At 61.7% G+C, this 18,751-nt stretch carries 16 protein-coding genes and 1 tRNA gene; 10 read left to right on the plus strand and 7 right to left on the minus strand.

Annotated elements, in window-relative coordinates; translation table 11 throughout:
* Nucleotides 1-103 precede the first annotated feature (103 nt).
* Nucleotides 104-2,101: an ABC transporter ATP-binding protein/permease gene (locus FHT79_RS16875; RefSeq protein ID WP_097594938.1), complete on the plus strand. Its 1,998-nt coding sequence runs from the start codon at nucleotides 104-106 to the stop codon at nucleotides 2,099-2,101.
* A 22-nt stretch (nucleotides 2,102-2,123) separates the two neighbouring features.
* Here the strand turns inward: FHT79_RS16875 and FHT79_RS16880 are convergent, their stop codons facing one another.
* Nucleotides 2,124-2,585, minus strand: a complete 462-nt coding sequence (locus FHT79_RS16880) for a MarR family transcriptional regulator (protein WP_097543250.1) — start codon at nucleotides 2,583-2,585, stop codon at nucleotides 2,124-2,126.
* Nucleotides 2,586-2,712: 127 nt separating this feature from the next.
* On the opposite strand from FHT79_RS16880, the gene FHT79_RS16885 reads away from it, so the two are divergent.
* Nucleotides 2,713-3,090 carry a nuclear transport factor 2 family protein gene (locus FHT79_RS16885; RefSeq protein ID WP_097543251.1) on the plus strand — a complete coding sequence of 126 codons (378 nt, stop codon included), beginning with the start codon at nucleotides 2,713-2,715 and terminating at the stop codon, nucleotides 3,088-3,090.
* A 151-nt stretch (nucleotides 3,091-3,241) separates the two neighbouring features.
* On the opposite strand, the gene FHT79_RS16890 is transcribed toward FHT79_RS16885, so the two are convergent.
* The 4 genes from FHT79_RS16890 to FHT79_RS16905 form a co-directional block, all read right to left on the minus strand.
* The gene (locus FHT79_RS16890; RefSeq protein WP_183903735.1) at nucleotides 3,242-4,732 is read right to left on the minus strand and encodes an MDR family MFS transporter; all 1,491 of its coding nucleotides are present in this window, start codon (nucleotides 4,730-4,732) and stop codon (nucleotides 3,242-3,244) included.
* A 386-nt stretch (nucleotides 4,733-5,118) separates the two neighbouring features.
* Nucleotides 5,119-5,592 (minus strand): hypothetical protein, encoded by a 474-nt coding sequence (locus FHT79_RS16895; protein WP_183903736.1) that lies wholly within the window; start codon nucleotides 5,590-5,592, stop codon nucleotides 5,119-5,121.
* Nucleotides 5,593-5,772: 180 nt separating this feature from the next.
* Nucleotides 5,773-5,848 (minus strand) — tRNA-Thr (locus tag FHT79_RS16900).
* Nucleotides 5,849-5,970: 122 nt separating this feature from the next.
* Complete coding sequence (locus tag FHT79_RS16905; protein ID WP_028757465.1) at nucleotides 5,971-6,930, minus strand: nitronate monooxygenase family protein; 960 nt, start codon at nucleotides 6,928-6,930, stop codon at nucleotides 5,971-5,973.
* Nucleotides 6,931-7,217: 287 nt separating this feature from the next.
* Between FHT79_RS16905 and FHT79_RS16910 the strand changes: the two genes are divergently transcribed.
* The gene (locus FHT79_RS16910) at nucleotides 7,218-8,405 is read left to right on the plus strand and encodes a regulator (RefSeq protein WP_168332434.1); all 1,188 of its coding nucleotides are present in this window, start codon (nucleotides 7,218-7,220) and stop codon (nucleotides 8,403-8,405) included.
* Nucleotides 8,406-8,423: 18 nt separating this feature from the next.
* Here FHT79_RS16910 and ppk2 read toward each other — a convergent pair whose 3' ends face one another.
* Nucleotides 8,424-9,305 (minus strand): polyphosphate kinase 2, encoded by an 882-nt coding sequence (gene ppk2 / locus FHT79_RS16915; protein ID WP_028756992.1) that lies wholly within the window; start codon nucleotides 9,303-9,305, stop codon nucleotides 8,424-8,426.
* Between the two features lie 242 nt (nucleotides 9,306-9,547).
* Here ppk2 and phoR point away from each other — a divergent pair, with 242 nt between their 5' ends.
* The 7 genes from phoR (at nucleotide 9,548) to phoB (ending at nucleotide 17,547) form a co-directional block, all read left to right on the plus strand.
* Nucleotides 9,548-10,771 (plus strand): phosphate regulon sensor histidine kinase PhoR, encoded by a 1,224-nt coding sequence (gene phoR / locus FHT79_RS16920; RefSeq protein ID WP_028756991.1) that lies wholly within the window; start codon nucleotides 9,548-9,550, stop codon nucleotides 10,769-10,771.
* Nucleotides 10,772-11,132: 361 nt separating this feature from the next.
* On the plus strand, nucleotides 11,133-12,167 hold the full coding sequence (locus tag FHT79_RS16925) for a substrate-binding domain-containing protein (protein ID WP_047617056.1): 1,035 nt from the start codon (nucleotides 11,133-11,135) through the stop codon (nucleotides 12,165-12,167).
* 162 nt (nucleotides 12,168-12,329) lie between these two features.
* Nucleotides 12,330-13,811, plus strand: coding sequence for a phosphate ABC transporter permease subunit PstC (pstC, locus tag FHT79_RS16930; protein WP_183903737.1), 1,482 nt, complete (start codon nucleotides 12,330-12,332; stop codon nucleotides 13,809-13,811).
* Nucleotides 13,808-15,127, plus strand: a complete 1,320-nt coding sequence (gene pstA / locus FHT79_RS16935) for a phosphate ABC transporter permease PstA (protein ID WP_183903738.1) — start codon at nucleotides 13,808-13,810, stop codon at nucleotides 15,125-15,127. The genes pstC and pstA overlap by 4 nt, the downstream gene beginning before the upstream one ends.
* Nucleotides 15,128-15,142: 15 nt before the next feature.
* Nucleotides 15,143-15,958: a phosphate ABC transporter ATP-binding protein PstB gene (pstB, locus tag FHT79_RS16940; protein ID WP_003556197.1), complete on the plus strand. Its 816-nt coding sequence runs from the start codon at nucleotides 15,143-15,145 to the stop codon at nucleotides 15,956-15,958.
* Between the two features lie 44 nt (nucleotides 15,959-16,002).
* Entirely contained in the window at nucleotides 16,003-16,716 is a 714-nt protein-coding gene (gene phoU, locus FHT79_RS16945) for a phosphate signaling complex protein PhoU (RefSeq protein WP_028756987.1), read from the plus strand.
* A gap of 147 nt (nucleotides 16,717-16,863) precedes the next feature.
* Complete coding sequence (gene phoB, locus FHT79_RS16950; RefSeq protein WP_003545181.1) at nucleotides 16,864-17,547, plus strand: phosphate regulon transcriptional regulator PhoB; 684 nt, start codon at nucleotides 16,864-16,866, stop codon at nucleotides 17,545-17,547.
* A 259-nt stretch (nucleotides 17,548-17,806) separates the two neighbouring features.
* Here phoB and FHT79_RS16955 read toward each other — a convergent pair whose 3' ends face one another.
* Nucleotides 17,807-18,340 (minus strand): GcrA family cell cycle regulator, encoded by a 534-nt coding sequence (locus FHT79_RS16955; RefSeq protein ID WP_028756986.1) that lies wholly within the window; start codon nucleotides 18,338-18,340, stop codon nucleotides 17,807-17,809.
* Nucleotides 18,341-18,751: the final 411 nt, after the last annotated feature.

Consider the following 18,751-nt stretch of genomic DNA (forward strand, 5'->3'; position numbering starts at 1 on the left):
TTCCTTCGACCCCGGTAGGTTAGGGTTAGGGGCAGCCATCGCTGCAAACCGGACAGCCATGGGTCCTATGAAACCTTTTGATTTGTAAGCCGTTATCGCTGACATGACCGACGCTAAATTGAAACCGAAATCGGTCGACGGCACCGAGCCGGACGGTGCCGAGAAGTCGCGCCAGGAGAAGGCATCGACTGTCGAAGTTGCGCTGCCGCCAGATGCCATCCAACCCGATCCGGAGCTAACGCCTGAAGAGACCGAGCAGGCGCGCAAGCGCTATTTGCTGAAACGTTTCTGGATCAGCGCGCGCCGTTACTGGAGCCGCGATGGCGACAAGTTCGCTTGGCCCTTCTCGATCGGGCTATTGGCCCTGATCGGCATGAATGTCGGCTTCCAGTACGGAATCAATCTGTGGAACCGCGGGATATTCGACGCCATAGAGCGGCACGATGCGGGCACCGTCTATTTCCTGAGCGCTGTATTCGTGCCGCTCGTGCTTGGAACTGTGGCTATTGTCACTGTACAAGTCGCCGTTCGCATGATGATCCAGCGTCGGTGGCGTTCCTGGCTGACAAGCGCAGTCATCGCGCGCTGGCTCGCAAACGGCCGTTACTATCAGTTGAATCTCATCGGCGGCGACCACAAGAACCCCGAAGCGCGCATTTCCGAGGATTTGCGGATTGCCACCGAAGCACCCGTCGATTTCATCGCCGGTGTCATTTCCGCATTTCTGGCGGCCTCGACCTTCATCGTCGTGCTCTGGACGATCGGCGGGGCTCTCACTCTGCCGATCGCAGGTTGGACCGTCACCATTCCCGGCTTTCTCGTCATCACTGCGGTCCTTTACGCCGCGATCACCTCCAGCTCGATGGCGGTCATCGGCCGCTATTTCGTCCACGTCTCCGAGGCGAAAAATCAAGCAGAAGCCGAGTTTCGCTACACGCTGACCCATGTGCGGGAAAACGGCGAGAGCATCGCCTTGCTCGGCGGCGAAGAGGAGGAGCGTAATGACCTCGATAAGACCTTCGCCAATGTGCTCAGGCAATGGGCGCTCCTTGCCCGCCAGCACATGCGCACGACGCTTGTGTCGCATGGATCCATGCTGATTGCGCCAGTCGTCCCGGTCCTGCTGTGCGCGCCAAAATTTCTCGAAGGCAGCATGACGCTCGGACAGGTCATGCAGGCTGCCTCTGCCTTCGCCATCGTTCAGGGGGCGTTCGGCTGGCTTGTTGATAACTATCCGCGTCTTGCCGATTGGAACGCCTGTGCACGGCGCATCGCCTCGCTGATGATGTCGCTCGACGGGCTGGAGCGCGCCGAGCAGAGCGACTCGCTCGGGCGCATCAAGCATGGTGAAACCGAAGGCGAGGCGATGCTCAGCCTCAACGATCTCTCCGTATCGCTTGACGATGGCACCGCCGTGGTCACGGAAACGCGCGTCGAGATCGAGCCCGGCGAACGGGTGCTTGTGGCCGGCGAATCCGGGTCCGGCAAGAGCACGCTGGTGCGGGCGATCTCAGGTCTCTGGCCGTGGGGAAGCGGCAGCGTCAATTTCCACGCCGACAGACGATTGTTCATGCTGCCGCAACGACCCTATATCCCGTCCGGCACGCTTCGCCGCGCCGTCGCCTATCCCGGCGCCGCCGACAGCTGGACGCTGGATCAGGTCAAGGCTGCCCTCGAAAAGGTCGGGCTCGATTATCTCAACGACAAGATCGAGGAAGAGGCGCCCTGGGACCAGACGCTGTCGGGCGGCGAAAAGCAGCGTCTCGCCTTTGCGCGCCTGCTGCTCCACCATCCCGATATCATCGTGCTGGATGAAGCAACCTCGGCACTCGATGAGAAGAGCCAGGATAAGATGATGCATATGGTGATCGATGAATTGCCCGACGTGACCATCATCAGCGTCGCGCATCGGGCTGAGCTGGAAGCCTTCCATAGCCGCAAGATCACGCTCGAGCGGCGCAAGGGCGGCGCAAAGCTTGTCAGCGATATCGATCTCATCCCGCGCAGGCGAAAACCGAATCTGCTTGTGCGGGTTTTGAAGAACCCCTCCGTGCTGAAAGACGGCACGAGTTCGAATAAGGACAGCACCGTCCCAGAATAGAAATTCTCCGCCTGGCCAAAACTCAGCAATCGCTTGACGCCGACTCCGCGTTGGCAATCTGATCCAGATTGTCGATCAGCCGCTTGAGCAGACCGACAAGTTGTGCTGCTTCCGCATCCGTGAACCCGGCCAATGCCTCTTCATTCCCCTGGAACAAGGCCGCAATCGCCTCCGGCATGCCGTCCCGGGCAGCCTTGGCCAGCACGATGCGGCTGCTGCGGCCATCAGCCGGGTCGCGTGTCCGCTCGATCAAGCCATCCCGCTCCATGCGGGCGAGCATCTGCGCCATCGGCGGTTGCTCGACCCTGGCAAAGCGCGCGAGATCGCGCTGCGTGCTTGCCTTGCCATCTTGCAGCGCCACCAGCACAGGCAATTGGCCGACACCGAAGCCGAGCGGTTTGAGGCGTGTTTCGCTCAAGCGCGCAAATCCGCGCGCCGCAAGACTGATGAGATGCCCCGGCGTCGAAAGCACGTCTTCATCCATTCCGCTTGACCTCTTGCCTGCGCTTGACCATAAGATATATATGTACGTATGTATATTGATGCGCGGCATTCGGCAATATCGTTTGATGCCGCCGAGCTGATCTTTCAATCTCCATTGAGGAAATGACATGTCCAACAATGACGTCGAAATGCTCAAGCGCGTCTATGCCGGCTTCAACGCCAGGGACATCGACGCTGTCCTCGCCGTCCTTTCCGACGATGTCGCCTGGGCCAACGGCATGGATGGCGGCCATGTTCATGGTCGTGAGGCCGTGCGCGACTATTGGACACGCCAATGGGCTGTCATCAGTCCACATGTCGAGCCGGTCGCCTTTGCGGAAACGGACGATGGCACTGTGGCTGTCGAGGTGATCCAGTCGGTCTTTGACCTCGATGGCCGGCCGCTGGAAGGGCAAAGCCATGGCCTGAAGGACAAGACCGTCACGCATATCTTCCGCATCGAAGGCGACAAGATCGTCCGCTTCGATATCCGGGATGCCCTGTAAGGAAATATGCCGGAGGTGGTGACCGCTCCGGGCGCGTTGCTGCCGACATGTCCGGAAAATCACCTCTGCATTTCGAGACAATCTCGTCGACAACGAGATTCAGGAGACGTGCGAAGCGGTTTGCCCGGAGCGCGTCCGTAAGCCGAACCGCTCAATGCGAAGCCGCCTCGCTTGCGACGGCCGCCCCCTCGCGCTTCCGGCCGGCCCCGACCGGGATCAGCCAGGTGGTGAAGAAGGTCAGTACCGCGACGACGACCACGCCCCAGAAGCTCCAGTGCAGGGCCGCATTGAAGACCGAGCGGATGGCAGGATCGGCGGCGAGCGCCGAAAGCCCGGTCGGCTGGTTCAGCGCCTCATGCAGGCCCGCCGCCGCCTCGCCGCTCGCATAGTGATTGATGCCGGCATTGAGGATGGCACCGAGCACGGTGGCGCCGAGCGTATTGCCGAGGCTGCGGGCAAAGATGATCGAGGCGGTGGCGCTGCCGCGCATCGCCCATTCGACGCTGTCCTGCACCAGCACGATGCTGGTGAGGCTGATGAGGCCCATGCCGAAGCCCATGAAGAAGGAACCGGCGCCGGCAATAACAGGCGAACTCTCCGGTGTCAGGAACAGAAGAAAACAGGCGCCGAAGGGAAACAGCAGGCTGCCGACGCGCAAGGTGCGGCGGATGCCGAAGGCCTTGTAGAAGCGGCTGGAGAGCATCACCGACAGGGGCCAGCCGACGACCAGCATGGTGAGTGTGAAGCCTGCCACGATCGGCGAGCGGCCGAGCACGCCCTGTACATAGATCGGCAGGATTGTCGAAAGCCCGATCAGCGCCATGCCGGCGAGCAGCGTCGCCGCATTGCTGGTCGCGATCAGCCGGCGGCTCCAGAGCGGGATCGAAATGATCGGCTCCGGCGCCCGCTTCTCCTGGGCGAGAAAGAGAAGGCCCGTAACCACGAAGACGGAAAAAAGCGAAATCAGAATCCAGGCGCTGGCATCGGTTTCCGTCAGCATGACGAGCAGTGCGACGATCGAGATCGAAAACAGCACCGATCCGAGGTAGTCGATTTTTGCCTGCTTGTGCGCCACGTCCTCCTTCAGGAAGATCATGAAGGCGATGATCGAGATGATGCCGATCGGCAGGTTGATCCAGAAGATCCAGGCCCAGGAGATGTTGTCGACGATGATGCCGCCGGCCAGCGGCCCGACGACGGCCGAGGTCGCCCAGACGGTCGCCATCGCGCCTTGCACCCGGCCGCGTTCCTCGAGCTTGAAGAGATCGCCGATGATGGTCATCGTCACCGGCTGGATGGCGCCGGCGCCGAGCCCCTGCAGCAGCCGGAACAGCACCAGCGACATCATCGACCAGGCAAGCCCGCAGAGCAGCGAGCCGACGAGGAAGATCAGGATGCCGCCGATCAGCACCGGCTTGCGCCCGAAAATGTCGGAAAGCTTGCCGTAGATGACGGTCGTCGTCGACTGCGCCAGCAGGAAGGCCGAAAACACCCAGCTGTAATAGGAAAAACCGCCCAACTGCCCGACGATGCGCGGCATCGCCGTCGCCACGATCGTCGCCTCGATCGCCACCATGAAGGTCGCGAGCATGATGGTGGCGACGATTAGCACGCGGTTCGAGCGTTGCGCTGCATTCGACATGACGATCCTCTTCGGGTGCTCCGCATGGCCGGGAATGTCGGCGGGCTGGCTGGGTGTGGGGCGATGTGCCAAGTGCGGAGTGACGGGTAGTTTTACGTCCGCAGTCGCGAGTCGTAAAGCCGTTCCCGCGGCAGCTGTTATTTTCGTCCGATGCGGGAGCGGCCGAAGCGAAGGCCCCGGTGCCACTTCGATCGGAGTGCCACCTCGCCCGGAGCCCTTCATTCCATCAGGCAGTCAGGCGGCAATCGGCCCGATCTTCATTGCGGGCAGGCCTCGCCGGTCGTCCCGCTCTCCGCGGAACCGGCGGGGCAACCCGGCGTCGGCTGTCCGGATTTTGGCCCGCCCGATAGCTGACCAGTCTGTTGGCGGTTGAAACAGCCCTCCTGTCATTCGTCATCCATCAAATGAAACTCCCGCGCCGCCTGAGGGCAGAGAAGGCTGAACTGCTCGATCAGCGGCGGCATCCCCGAAGCGCACGATATGTCTGAATTCTCTGGTAGTGGGAAAGTGACACTCTGCGGTGTTCCGGCAGAAGGTTCGAAGGACAGGGTGCCTTCGCTACAATTGGCGGTGGAACGGAAAGTGTCTTTCCCATTCTCTTTTGTGTACATCGCTACGCACTGCTTGACGGTCAGTTTGCCGCCATGGGCTGTTGTCTCCCATCCTGGGTCTCGCTTGCAATATTCCTGGAAGTCGGCCCGAGTGAGCTTGCCTTCCATCACTGCTGTGCTTGAATCGATGCCGGTCTTGCTGACGAGCGTTCCGTTCCATCCAGCACATGAGGCGAGCGGGAAGTCTTTTGCCTGCGCAGCGGACAAACCAAATGTGAAAAGCGCGACGCTTAAAAGCGATGTCCTCATGGATACTCCTAATCGCCAGCCTGCTCTCGTTCGATCGATATCGGTCGCGTATATTTAGATGAATGGCAGCCCAGCCGCCATGAGTGAAGAGGCTCTAATTGCTGAAATTTTGCCTGCCGAGCGGCCAAAAAGGCAGCTAAAGGTAGACGCAGGATTTTGAGAGAGGCTTATAAGGAAAGCTGGTGCCGCTTGCAGGACTCGAACCTGCGACCCCATCATTACGAATGATGTGCTCTACCACCTGAGCTAAAGCGGCATTTCACGGCCGAAGCATGCGGCCCGCGATTTGCATGGCGCTGATACAGCCATTGTCGGAAGATTTCAAGCGCCCTGTCATGGCTTTGGCAAAAAAGAGGGGAGGGGCCGAGAAGGCGCGGTTCAGAGCGCCAGCCGGGCGCGCGCCGCCTTGTATTCGGCCTCCAGCCGGTCGACGAGGTTTGCCACCGGCTCGACGGCCTTGATGGCGCTGATGCCCTGGCCGCTGCCCCAGATGTCCTTCCAGGCCTTGGCGCCGCCGGTCGCCTGCTCGAAATCCATCTTCGAGGGATCGGCCAGCGGCAGGTTGTCGGGGTCCATGCCGGCCGCCACGATCGAGGGCTTGAGATAGTTGCCGTGTATACCGGTGAAATAGTTGGAATAGACGATATCCCCAGCGGCGCCTTCGACGATCGCCTGCTTGTAGGCGTCCGCGGCGCGCGCCTCTTGCGTGGCGATGAAGGGCGAGCCGATATAGGCCATGTCGGCGCCCATCGCCTCTGCGGCGAGGATGGCGCCGCCGGTGGAAATCGCGCCGGCGAGCAGCAGCGGCCCGTCGAACCATTCGCGGATTTCCTGGATCAGCGCAAAGGGCGACAGCGTGCCGGCATGGCCGCCGGCGCCGGCCGCCACCGCAATCAGCCCGTCGGCCCCCTTGCGGATTGCCGAATGGGCGTGGCGGTTGTTGATGATGTCGTGCAGCACGATGCCGCCATAGGAATGGACGGCGGCGTTGACCTCGGGCACGGCGCCGAGCGAGGAGATGACGATCGGCACCTTGTATTTGACGCAGAGCGAAAGGTCATGCTCCAGCCGCTTGTTCGACATGTGGACGATCTGGTTGACGGCAAAGGGGGCGGCCGGCCGCTCCGGATGGGCGGCGTCGTGGCGGGCAAGCTCCTCGGTGATCTCGGCCAGCCATTCGTCGAGCTGGCTTTCCGGCCGGGCGTTCAGCGCCGGAAAGGCGCCGACGACGCCCGCCTTGCATTGCGCCAGCGTCAGCGCCGGATGCGAGATGATGAACAGCGGCGAGCCGATGACCGGCAGTCTCAGTTTATCCCTCAGGATCGCGGGCAGGGCCATGGTTCATCACTTCCATTGACGTTTACGAAAACGTCAATCTCATAACAGAGATGAAAAGGCGATAAAAGAGCGGCTGCCATGCCTTCGTCGATTTCACCCCGAATATATAGGTCTGAGAAGGCTGATAGAATAAGGTCCGCATGTGCTGAAAGCTGCCGATTATCCTCGCCGATCAACCGCGGCCAGGCCTGCAAGGCTTGCGGTTTGCCGCACTTGACGCTACCGAATTTTGAGAGAGAACGGCGGGGATTGCAGTCCGATGCCGAGTTCATGGTGAAGGACTGGATGTGAGCGGATTAGAAACGGCCATCAGAACAGCGCTCGAAAACTCCGATCGCGACAATCCGGAGGTTCGAGCGAGGATCTACCAGTCGGCCCGCCAGGCGCTCGAAGCCGGTCTGCGCAAGCAGGATATCACCGACACCGAGGTCGTTGCCCATCATCGCCATCGCCTGGAAAGCACCATTCACGCCATCGAAAGCGAGGAGCGTGACCGCCTGCACCCCCGCCAGAGGCCGCCTGAGGTGCCCGTGCCGCCGGTCGTGGAAATGCCGGCACCGCCGGTCCACCGCGACGAGGTGGATGATATCGACAGTCCCGCCGTGTCGGGCGAGACCCGCGCCCCCGAAGTGAGCTTCGGCCGCCGCGATGAAGCGAGCCTCGACGACGTGCATGCCGGCAGTGGCGATCATCTGGCCGCCGCGCCGGTCGGCGAGGAGCGCCTTGCCCGCGGCCAGCGCGCCACCAACATGGATTTCCGCCCGGAGCGGGCGGCCGGCCGCCGCAAGCCGCGCAAATTCTTTTCGCGGCTGCTCGTCTGGTGCGTGCTGCTGGCCTTTATCGGCATCGGCGCCTGGTGGGCGCACACCTCGGGCCTGCTGTTGACCGCAGCCGAGCGCGACACCAGCGTTGCCAATCCGCCGGCAAGCACCCAGCCCGAGGATTTCACCGGCAATGACGACAGCGCCGGCAATACGGCCTCTCCCACCGACCAGCCGGTGACCATCGATCCGCAGAACAGTTTTTCGGCCGATTGGATCCCGCTGTTCAAGCCCGAGGACGCCGACAAGATCCAGAGCGGTCCAAAAGCGCGCACCGAAAAGATCACCGAGAACGACGGCCCCGCCATCCGCCTGATTTCCGAGAGCGGTGCAGCCGATGGCAATATCTCGATCAGCGTGCCGTCATCGGTGCTGCAGCAGCTTGCCGGCAAATCCTCGACGATCGCGCTGACGCTGCAATCGACCACCGACGAGCCGACCCAGGTCACCGTCGAATGCAATTTCCAGTCGCTCGGCAATTGCGCCCGCCATCGCTTCAACGTCACCCGGGAAAAGTCGGATGCGCTGCTGCAGGTGAAGTTCGACCGCTCGCTGGCGCCGAATGCGCCGGGCACGCTGACGATCAACAGCGATCTCGACGGCAAGGCGCGCGGCATCAACCTCTTTGCCATCCGCATCCTGCCGGGGCAGTGAAGCCTATTTCGGAAAGCCTTATTTCAGAAACCCGGACCCCGAGCCGATGATCTCTTCGTCGACCGTGCCGAGCGCCTTTTTATCCTTGCCGTCATAATCCATCGCGTTCAGCATGTGGCGGATCAGTTCGAGGCGGGCGCGCCGCTTGTCGTTGGCGCGGATCACCGTCCAGGGCGCAAAATCCGTATGGGTTTCCTTCAGCATCCGGTTGCGCTTATCGCTGTAATCGCCCCATTTGGTCAGCGCCGCGATGTCCATCGACGACAGTTTCCAGACTTTCAGCGGATCATGGCGGCGGTCGTGGAAGCGCTTGAGCTGCATCTCGCGGCCGATATCGAGATAAAATTTGAAGAAGAAGATGCCCTCATGGGCGATGATCTTTTCGAGCTGCGGCGTCTGCTTGAGAAAATCCTCATATTGCTGCGGCGTGCAGAAACCCATGACCGGCTCGACGCCGGCCCGGTTGTACCAGGAGCGGTCGAACAGCACGAATTCGCCAGCCGTCGGAAACTGCGCGACATAACGCTGGAAATACCATTGCCCCTGCTCGCGCTCGGTGGGCTTGGTCAGCGCCACGACGCGCGCAAGGCGCGGATTCATATGCGCCGAAGAGGCCGAGATCGCACCGCCCTTGCCGGCAGCATCGCGTCCCTCGAACAGCGCCATCACCCGCTTGCCGGTCGCCTGCAGCCAGAACTGCACCTTGACCAGTTCGATCTGCAGCTTTTCCAGCTGCTCCAGATAGTCCTCTTCCTTGAGCTTCTTCTTGTAGGGAAAATCGCCGGATTCCAGTGCGTTTTCCTCCACCCAGTCCGGCAGGACGGGATCGTCGACATCGAAGATGCGTTTCTTTCCGCGGATCTCCAGCTCCACGGCTCTGTTTTCGACGTCCTCGTCCATAAGCTCCTCCTTAGCCTGATTGTTCTCTTCCCGCAGGCGAACATAGTTGCCGTTGAAAATCAAATCTTTCGCGGATGGCCGGCACTTTTTCGTCGGTTTCGGTGGCGGCCTTTCGCTTCGGGGCGGCAGCCCGAAAACTTCTGTCATGAATTGCCGCTATCAGGCAGAGTTCCAATATAAAGAAAAACGAATCGACGCCGCGAGGGCACTTGCCAGACGAAACTCCATGGAGAAAAAGCCTGTTGGCGCGCATAAGGCGCGAACGGCCGGTGCTGCTTGCGGCGATCCTCAGCGCGCTGATCGCGCTTGCCGCCGGCATGAACAAGTGGGTTGTGCTTGTCCTTCTGCTGGTGATGATCCTCACCGCGCTTTTCAACGAGGCGCCCATCATCGAGGCCGAACCCGCCCCGCCGGTGGAGATGAAGCCGGAGCTGCCGCCAAGCCGCCTGCCGGAGGTTTCCGCCACGCTCTCCGGCCTCGATTTCCCCGTCATGCTGCTGTCGGACGATGCCTCGGTGCTCTTCCAGAACCGCGCCGCCGAAAAGGCCTTCGGCGAGGTGGCGCTCGGAGCCCATATATCGGCCCGCCTGCGCTCGCCCGGCGTGCTCGACATGGTGCGTGAGACGATCGCCACCAACGCGCCGAACCAGATCGAGCATTCCGAGCGGCTGCCCTCCGAGCGTGTCTATATCGTCCGCAGCGCGCCCATTGAATTTGCGGCCGGGGACGGGCCGCATGAGCGCTATTTCATCCTCTCCTTCCGCGATATTTCCGAGGTCCGCCGCATCGACCGCATGCGCTCGGATTTCGTCGCCAATGCCAGCCATGAGCTGCGCACGCCGCTTGCCTCGCTGCGCGGCTTCATCGAGACCATCCAGGGGCCGGCGAAGAACGATCTGAAGGCGCAGGCGCGCTTCCTCAACATCATGCTCGACCAGGCGACGCGGATGAGCAGGCTGGTCGACGACCTGCTGTCGCTCTCCCGCCTGGAGCTGAAATCGCACATCGCGCCGGACGAGAAGATCGACCTGGTGCCGCTGCTCGGCCATGTCAGGGATTCCCTGGCGCCGCTGGCAAGGGATGTCGGCGTCGACATCAACCTGCATCTGCCCGAGGGCAAGGTCGAGGTGCTGGGAGACCGCGACGAGCTTGTCCAAGTCTTCGAGAACCTGATGGAAAACGCCTGCAAATACGGCCAGGAGGGCGAGATCGTCGACGTCTGGTTGAAGAACGGCACCGGCCAGCCGGTCGAGGTCAGTATCGTCGACAAGGGTCCGGGCATTCCGGCCGAGCATGTGCCGCGCCTGACCGAGCGCTTCTATCGCGTCAGCATCGAGGATAGCCGCTCGAAGAAGGGCACCGGCCTCGGCCTGGCCATCGTCAAACACATCCTCACCCGCCACCGCGCACGGCTGATCGTCAAATCCGAAGTCGGCAAGGGCACCGATTTCACCGTGCGCTTTTGACAGGGCATGTCCCCTCGCCACGTTTAAGGGGAGAGGGTTAGGGTGAGGGGCAAATCACACGGAACAACCTTGGTGAAAGGATGTAGTGCGGAAAGCCGCCGTCTCCCCATCAGGATATGAAGCCGATTTCTACAACGTAAGGTGGATTGGTCGCCGGACTTTGCCGTCCGCCGACACGATTGATCGGCGTGCTCAAAATTATCCGTTATAAATCAGCAGCTTAAGCTGTCACAAATGTTTCATCGCTTTGACATAAAAGGACGGTGCTTAAACCGCTAAGAGAGTCTCGCCGATGAAAAAAGGCACTGCGAGGGCCTCTCTACAGGCCGCACTCACACAAGCCCAATGCCGGGAGATTTACATGAACACCTTCAAGCTCACCGTTGCCGCGCTCGCTGCAACTGCTGCTTTCGCTGGCGCTGCCGTCGCCCGCGACCAGATTCAGGTTGCTGGTTCGTCCACCGTCCTGCCTTACGCAAAGATCGTTGCCGAGTCCTTCGGCGAAACCTTCACCAACTTCAAGACGCCGGTCGTTGAATCCGGCGGCACGGGCGCTGGCCTGAAGGAGTTCTGCAAGGGCGTTGGCGAAGACACCATCGACATTGCAAACGCCTCGCGTCCGATCAACAAGAACGAAGCCGAAGCCTGCAAGGCTGCCGGCGTGACGGATATCCAGGAAGTCAGGATCGGCTACGACGGCATCGTCTTCGCAACCGACGCTTCCAACCCTGACGTTGCCTACGTTCCTGCCGACATCTACAAGGCCCTCGCAGCCCAGGTCGTCGTCGACGGCAAGCTCGTCGCCAACCCCTACAAGAAGTGGTCGGAAGTCAACCCGAAGCTTCCCGCTGTTGATATCGCTGCCTATATCCCGGGCGAAAAGCACGGCACGCGCGAAGTCTTCGAACAGAACGTTCTCGCCGCCGGCTGCAAGGCCTCTGGCGCTACCGACGTCATCGCCAAGGAAATCTCCGACAAGGCTGCCCAGGGCAAGGCCTGCGTCGCAGTCCGCAAGGACGGCGTTGCTGTCGACATCGACGGCGACTATCCGGAAACCCTGGCACGCATCGCCGCCAACAAGACCGGCGTCGGCGTATTCGGCCTTTCCTTCTATGAAAACAACGCCGACAAGCTCAAGGTTGCCAGCGTAAACGGCATCGTTCCCTCCACGGAAACGATCGCGAACGGCACCTACCCGGTTTCCCGCCCGCTGTTCTTCTACGTCAAGAAGGCACATCTCGGCGCCGTTCCGGGCCTGAAGGAATACGTCAACTTCTTCGTATCCGACCAGATGATCGGCCCTGACGGCCCGCTCGTCGAATACGGCCTGGTTGCCGCTCCGGATGCCGAGCGCGAAGCGATCCGCAAGGACGTCGAAGCCGGCAAGTCCATGTAATCACTTTGCCGGCGCGGTGACTTCAAACCCGCGCCGGCATTGCCTTATCCCTCGCGCCGGTATTTCCGGGCCGCAGGGTTGAATTCATTCCGCATGATTGGAAGCTGAAGGCAGGCTGTGAAGCTGCCGGGCTTTGGGGCCACGGGCTTGGGGACGTAACGAATGAGCACATCCATCATACTTTTGTGCCTTGTGGTGATCGGTGCCGCCGCCTATCTGGTCGCGCGAAGCCGGGCCACGGCGCTTGCCGGAGGCAGATCCTCCGCATTGCATTCACGGCCGGCCTATTACGGCGCCTATGCCGCGATCTGGGCTGTTCTTCCCGCCCTCATCGTCCTCTGCGTCTGGCTCTCCGTCAGCCCCGGCATCATCCAGTCCTCCGTTCGCAGCGCCTTCCCTGCTGACGTCAAGGCTCAGGCCTCGGTCGAGCAGGATCTTGGTTATTCGATGGTGGCGACGGTCGCCCGCGGCCTGACGATGCTGACTTCGGATGAAGCCGCGGCAGTCGCCAACGATCCGGCCGCCCTGCAGGCCAAGCTCCTCGAAAAGGGCGTGCCGCTCGCCGGCCAGCCGCAGCCTTACATGGTCGATGCCGCCAAGACGCTGAACGCCAAGAGCATGACGAGCCGCCTCGCCATGACCGCGATCGTCTTCATTCTGGCTGTAGCTGGGGCCTTCTATGCGCTGCGTTCCATCGCCCCGCGCTTCCGCGCCCGCAACCGGGTCGAGCGCGTCATGCTCTGGGGCCTGCTGCTCGCCTCCTCGATCGCCATCCTGACGACGATCGGCATCGTGCTTTCGATGCTGTCGGAAGCCGCCCGCTTCTTTGCCGTGGTTCCCGCCGCCGACTTCTTCTTCGGCACCGTCTGGGATCCGCGCTTTGCCGGCGCCGGCAGCTCCTCCTTCGGTCAGTTCGGCCTGATCCCGCTGCTGCTCGGCACGGTTTACATCGGCCTGGTCGCCATGCTGGTCGCCGTGCCGGTCGGCCTCTTTGCCGCCATCTACATGGCCGAATACGCCTCGCCGAAGGTGCGCGGGGTCGCCAAGCCGCTTCTCGAAGTGCTCGCCGGCATTCCGACGATCGTCTACGGCTTCTTCGCGCTCGTCACCGTCGGCCCGTTCCTGCGCGATTTCTCCGCCCAGATCAGCGGTCTTTTGTCCGGCAGCTATTCGAATTTCATCCAGGCGCAGAGCGTTCTGACGGCCGGCATCGTCATGGGCATCATGCTGATCCCCTACGTCTCCTCGCTGTCGGACGACATCATCACCGCCGTGCCGCGGGCCCTGCGTGACGGTTCGCTCGGTCTTGGCGCCACCCGCTCCGAAACCATCAAGAAAGTCGTCTTGCCCGCAGCCCTTCCCGGCATCGTCGGCGCATTGCTGATGACCGCCTCGCGCGCCATCGGCGAAACCATGATCGTCGTGCTGGCCGCCGGTGTTGCTGCCCGCATCCAGATCAACCCCTTCGAGCCGATGACGACGGTGACCGTCAAGATCGTCAACCAGCTGACCGGCGACCTCGAGTTCACCTCGCCGCAGACCCTGGTTGCCTTTGCCCTTGGCATCACGCTGTTCTGCATCACGCTTTGCCTCAACATCTATGCGCTCTACATCGTGCGCAAATACCGGGAGCAGTACGAATGACGGATATTGTTTCTCCCGCCGGCGTCACCGTTTCCAAGGCGCCACCGCGCCGCGATATCGGCATCAAGCGCCGCTATGCCGCCGAGCGCCGGTTCCAGGCCTATGGCATCGCCGCCATCACCTTCGGTCTCGTCTTCCTCTTCATCCTGCTGTGGACGGTGATCGGCAAGGGCTACACCGCCTTCCAGCAGACGGCGATCACCCTGCCGATCGAATTCTCGGAGAAGACGATCGACCCGAACAACAAGCGTGCGACCGACCCTTCGGTGCTGATCGCCGCCAACTATCCGGTTCTCCTGCGCGACGCGATCGTCAAGCAGCTGAACATCAATGCCGCAAGCCGCCCTGATGTGCGCGATGCCTCGGCCATGCTGTCGAAGAGCGCCCCGATCCAGCTGCGCGACATGGTCATGTCAGACCCGTCGATCATCGGCAAGACGGTCAATGTCACGGTGCTTGCCGACGCCAATGTCGACAGCGCCAACAAGGGCCAGATCGATCTTTCGGTCGATGAGAAGAACCGCAAGGTCAACGACAAGCAGGTTGGCTGGATGAGCGAGCTGAAGGCGAGCGGCGCTCTTCACAAGCAGTTCAACACCGGCCTCTTCGTCAACGGCAACTCCAGCCGTCCGGAGGCCGCAGGCCTTGGCGTCGCCCTCATCGGCTCGCTCTACCTGATGCTGATCGTGCTGGTGCTGTCGCTGCCGATCGGCGTCGCCGCCTCGATCTATCTCGAGGAGTTTGCACCGAAGAACAAGCTGACGGACCTGATCGAGGTCAACATCAACAACCTCGCCGCGGTTCCCTCGATCGTCTACGGTCTGCTCGGTCTGTCCGTCTTCATCAACTTCATCGGCCTGCCGCGCTCGGCATCGCTGGTCGGCGGCCTGGTGCTGACGCTGATGACCCTGCCGACGATCATCATCGCCACGCGTGCCGCTCTTCGCGCCGTGCCGCCGTCGATCCGCGCCGCAGCCCTCGGCCTCGGCGCTTCGAAGATGCAGATGGTGTTCCACCACGTTCTGCCGCTCGCCATGCCCGGCATCCTCACCGGCACGATCATCGGCCTGGCGCATGCGCTCGGCGAAACCGCGCCGCTGCTCCTGATCGGCATGGTCGCCTTCGTCGCCAACGCGCCGACGACGCCGCTCGATCCCTCGACGGCTCTGCCCGTACAGGTCTATATGTGGGCCAACGAGGCCGAACGTGCCTTCGTCGAGCGTACTTCGGGTGCCATCATCGTCCTGCTCCTGTTCCTGATCGTCATGAACATGGGCGCCATCCTCTTGCGTCGTCGCTTCGAGCGCCGCTGGTAAACGGAGTTAAACATCATGAACATGTTGACGGAAGCTGCAGTTGAAAAGGCGCTGGATCACAAGATGAGCAACGTCCCGTATAAGATGATCGGAAAGGATGTCTCGGTTTACTACGGCGAAAAGCGCGCGCTTTTCGATGTGAACCTGAACATCCGCGAAAACACCGTAACCGCCCTGATCGGCCCGTCCGGCTGCGGCAAGTCGACCTTCCTGCGGAGCCTCAACCGCATGAACGACACGATCGACGGCTGCCGCGTCACCGGCAAGATCACGCTCGACACCGACGATATCTATGATCCGGATATCGACGTCGTCGAACTTCGCGCCCGCGTCGGCATGGTCTTCCAGAAGCCGAACCCATTCCCGAAGACGATCTACGAAAACGTCTCCTACGGCCCGCGCATCCACGGCCTGGCCAAGTCGAAGGCCGATCTCGACCAGATCGTCGAGACCAGCCTGCAGCGCGCCGGCCTCTGGAACGAGGTCAAGGACCGCGTGCATGAATCCGGCACCGGCCTGTCCGGCGGTCAGCAGCAGCGCCTCTGCATTGCCCGTGCCGTCGCCGTCAGCCCTGAGGTCATCCTGATGGACGAGCCCTGCTCGGCGCTCGACCCGATCGCCACCGCCAAGGTCGAGGAACTGATCCACGAGCTGCGCGAGAACTACACGATCGTCATCGTCACCCACTCCATGCAGCAGGCCGCGCGCGTCTCGCAGCGCACCGCCATGTTCCACCTCGGCAATCTCGTCGAGGAGAACGACACCGACAAGATGTTCACCAATCCCGACGATCCGCGCACCCAGGACTACATCATGGGTCGCTTCGGCTGATCCTGGCGTCACCAAGCCTTTCCGTTATTCGAGGATAAAGCCCCATGGCATCGACACATATTTATTCTGCCTATGATGATGATCTGAAGTTCCTGTCCAGGCGGATTTCCGAAATGGGCGGCCTGGCCGAGCAGATGGTCGCCGAAGCCGTGCGGGCGCTGGTCAACGGCGATACCGCGCTGGCGCAGAAGGTCATCTCCGACGATGTGATCCTCGATCACGCCGAACGCGAAATCGGCGACAAGGCGATCGTCACCATCGCCCGCCGTCAGCCGATGGCCGCGGACCTGCGCGAAATCATGGGTTCGATCCGCATCGCCGCCGATCTCGAACGCGTCGGCGACCTCGGCAAGAACACCGCCAAACGCGTCATCGCCGTCCAAAGCACCGGCGTTCCCCGCAAGCTCGCCCGCGGTCTCGAGCATCTCTCCGAGCTGGCGCTCGTCCAGCTCAAGGAAGTGCTCGACGTCTACACCAATCGCTCCGCCGACAAGGCGAACGCGATCCGCGAACGCGACAACGAGATCGACGCGATGTACACCTCGCTGTTTCGCGAGCTCCTGACCTACATGATGGAAGATCCGCGCAACATCACCAGCTGCACGCATCTTCTCTTCTGCGCCAAGAACATCGAGCGCATCGGCGACCACGCCACCAACATCGCCGAGACGATCTTTTACATGGCGACAGGTGCGCAGCCGGAAGGCGATCGTCCGAAAGATGACAGCGCCAACACCGTCGGCGCGGTAACCGAATAACCGCCCGGGCCGGACGGCCGGGCTAGAAGCTTGCGTGCGCGCCCATCCGGGGCGCGCAAAGAGGTCGCAGCCAATTCTGAATTTGCGCAGGGTGCATTGCTTGAACCATCCCCGGTTCAAGGATCATGCGCGAGGAGACCGACACGCATGATCCCGAGAGTTGCAGTTGTTGAAGACGAGGAAGCCCTGAGCGTGCTTCTTCGCTACAATCTCGAAGCGGAAGGCTTCGAGGTCGATACCATCCTTCGTGGCGACGAAGCCGAAATGCGGCTTCAGGAGCGCACGCCCGATCTGCTCATCCTCGATTGGATGCTGCCTGGCGTCTCCGGCATCGAACTCTGCCGGCGCCTGCGCATGCGGCCGGAAACCGAGCGCCTGCCGATCATCATGCTGACGGCGCGCGGCGAAGAGAGCGAGCGCGTCCGCGGGCTTTCGACGGGGGCCGACGATTATGTCGTCAAGCCCTTCTCGACCCCCGAGCTCGTCGCCCGCGTCAAGGCGATGCTGCGCCGCGCCCGTCCCGAGGTGCTGTCGACGGTGCTGAAATGCGGCGATATCGAACTCGACCGCGAAACCCACCGGGTCCATCGCAAGACCCGCGAAGTCCGCCTCGGCCCAACCGAATTCCGCCTGCTGGAATTCCTGATGTCGTCGCCGGGCCGGGTCTTCTCCCGCTCGCAGCTTCTCGACGGTGTCTGGGGCCACGATATCTATGTCGACGAACGCACCGTCGACGTCCATGTCGGCCGCCTGCGCAAGGCGCTGAATTTCTCCAACATGCAGGACGTCATCCGCACCGTCCGCGGCGCCGGTTATTCGATGGAAGCCTGAGGGCCTCCATTCTGATTGCTGACAACGTCGCTCGAGCTAGCGTCTGCCCCTCACCCTAACCCTCTCCCCGTAAAACGGGGCGAGGGCACGTGCCCTGCGAGAGGTCAGCGGGGAACGGAGAGGTCGGGCATATCCCCTTCGCCCTGCAAGCGGGGAGAAGGTGCCGGCAGGCGGATGAGGGGCAGCCATCCGCGCGAACCAATAACTACAAAAAAACGGGCCAGTCGGCCCGTTTCTCATGTGCGGCGATGTTACCCGCTCAGCTGGCCCGCGCTGCTGCCCGGCGGCGTTCGTTGACCGGCTGGTAGGCAAGCTTCTGGTGATAGCTGCAATAGGGCGAATTGTCGGGGGATTCGCAGCCGCAGAAGTGGAAGTCGTCCTTCAGCGGATCGCCGACCGGCCACTTGCAGGTGCGTTCGGTCAGTTCCGTCAGGCCGAGGCGTCGGGAAATCGGAACGACCACGTTGCCTCTCGGCACGTATTCCATTTCCTCGATCGTTTCGATCTCGATCTCTTCCTTCAGCATCGTCGCGCCCTGCTGGCGGGTAACGGTGCGAGTGGCGACCCGTGAGGCGTAGTTCGGCGCGCGCGGCGCAGAAGTATTGCGTTTCGGCGTTCGGGCGGCGTTGGCGGTACCGCCGGCCTTGGCACGGCCGGGAAGGCTCAGCCGATGCACCTTGCCGATGACCGCGTTTCTGCTGACGCCACCAAGTTGTGCCGCGATCTGGCTGGCGCTCAGTCCTTCGGCCCAGAGCTTCTTGAGTTTCTCGACCCGCTCGTCTGTCCAGTTCATGCCCTGTCTCCACCTTTTGCGTTGGTGATGGCAGAATCCCTCACCGTTGTCCCGGAAGGCTCCGAAACAAGAAACGCTTGATCAATTTTGGTGACTAGTTCCGCCGCATGCAGTCTAGTAATTGAACTTTAACCTAGTGTGAGGCTGACTCCGTGACAAGAGTCGCATGAATCCGGATGAATCGAATTTCAAGTTTTCCCCAACTTGCTGCCCCGGCGTGGCATTTCTGCAATAATGCCTGTTGAGGACGGATAATGCTGCTGTACAAGCTTGCTGCATGCGCTAAGGGCGCAGTTTTGTTGACATTGCAGCGCGAAAAGGAAATAGTGCCAGTCGCCGCCGCAAGGCGGCATTTTTGATTTTTCGGGCCTGGTTTTCTTAGCCGGAGTCCGGAGCTTGATAACATCGATG

Origin of the sequence: Rhizobium sp. BK212 (genome assembly GCF_014197475.1) — a bacterium.
GTDB lineage: Bacteria > Pseudomonadota > Alphaproteobacteria > Rhizobiales > Rhizobiaceae > Rhizobium > Rhizobium anhuiense.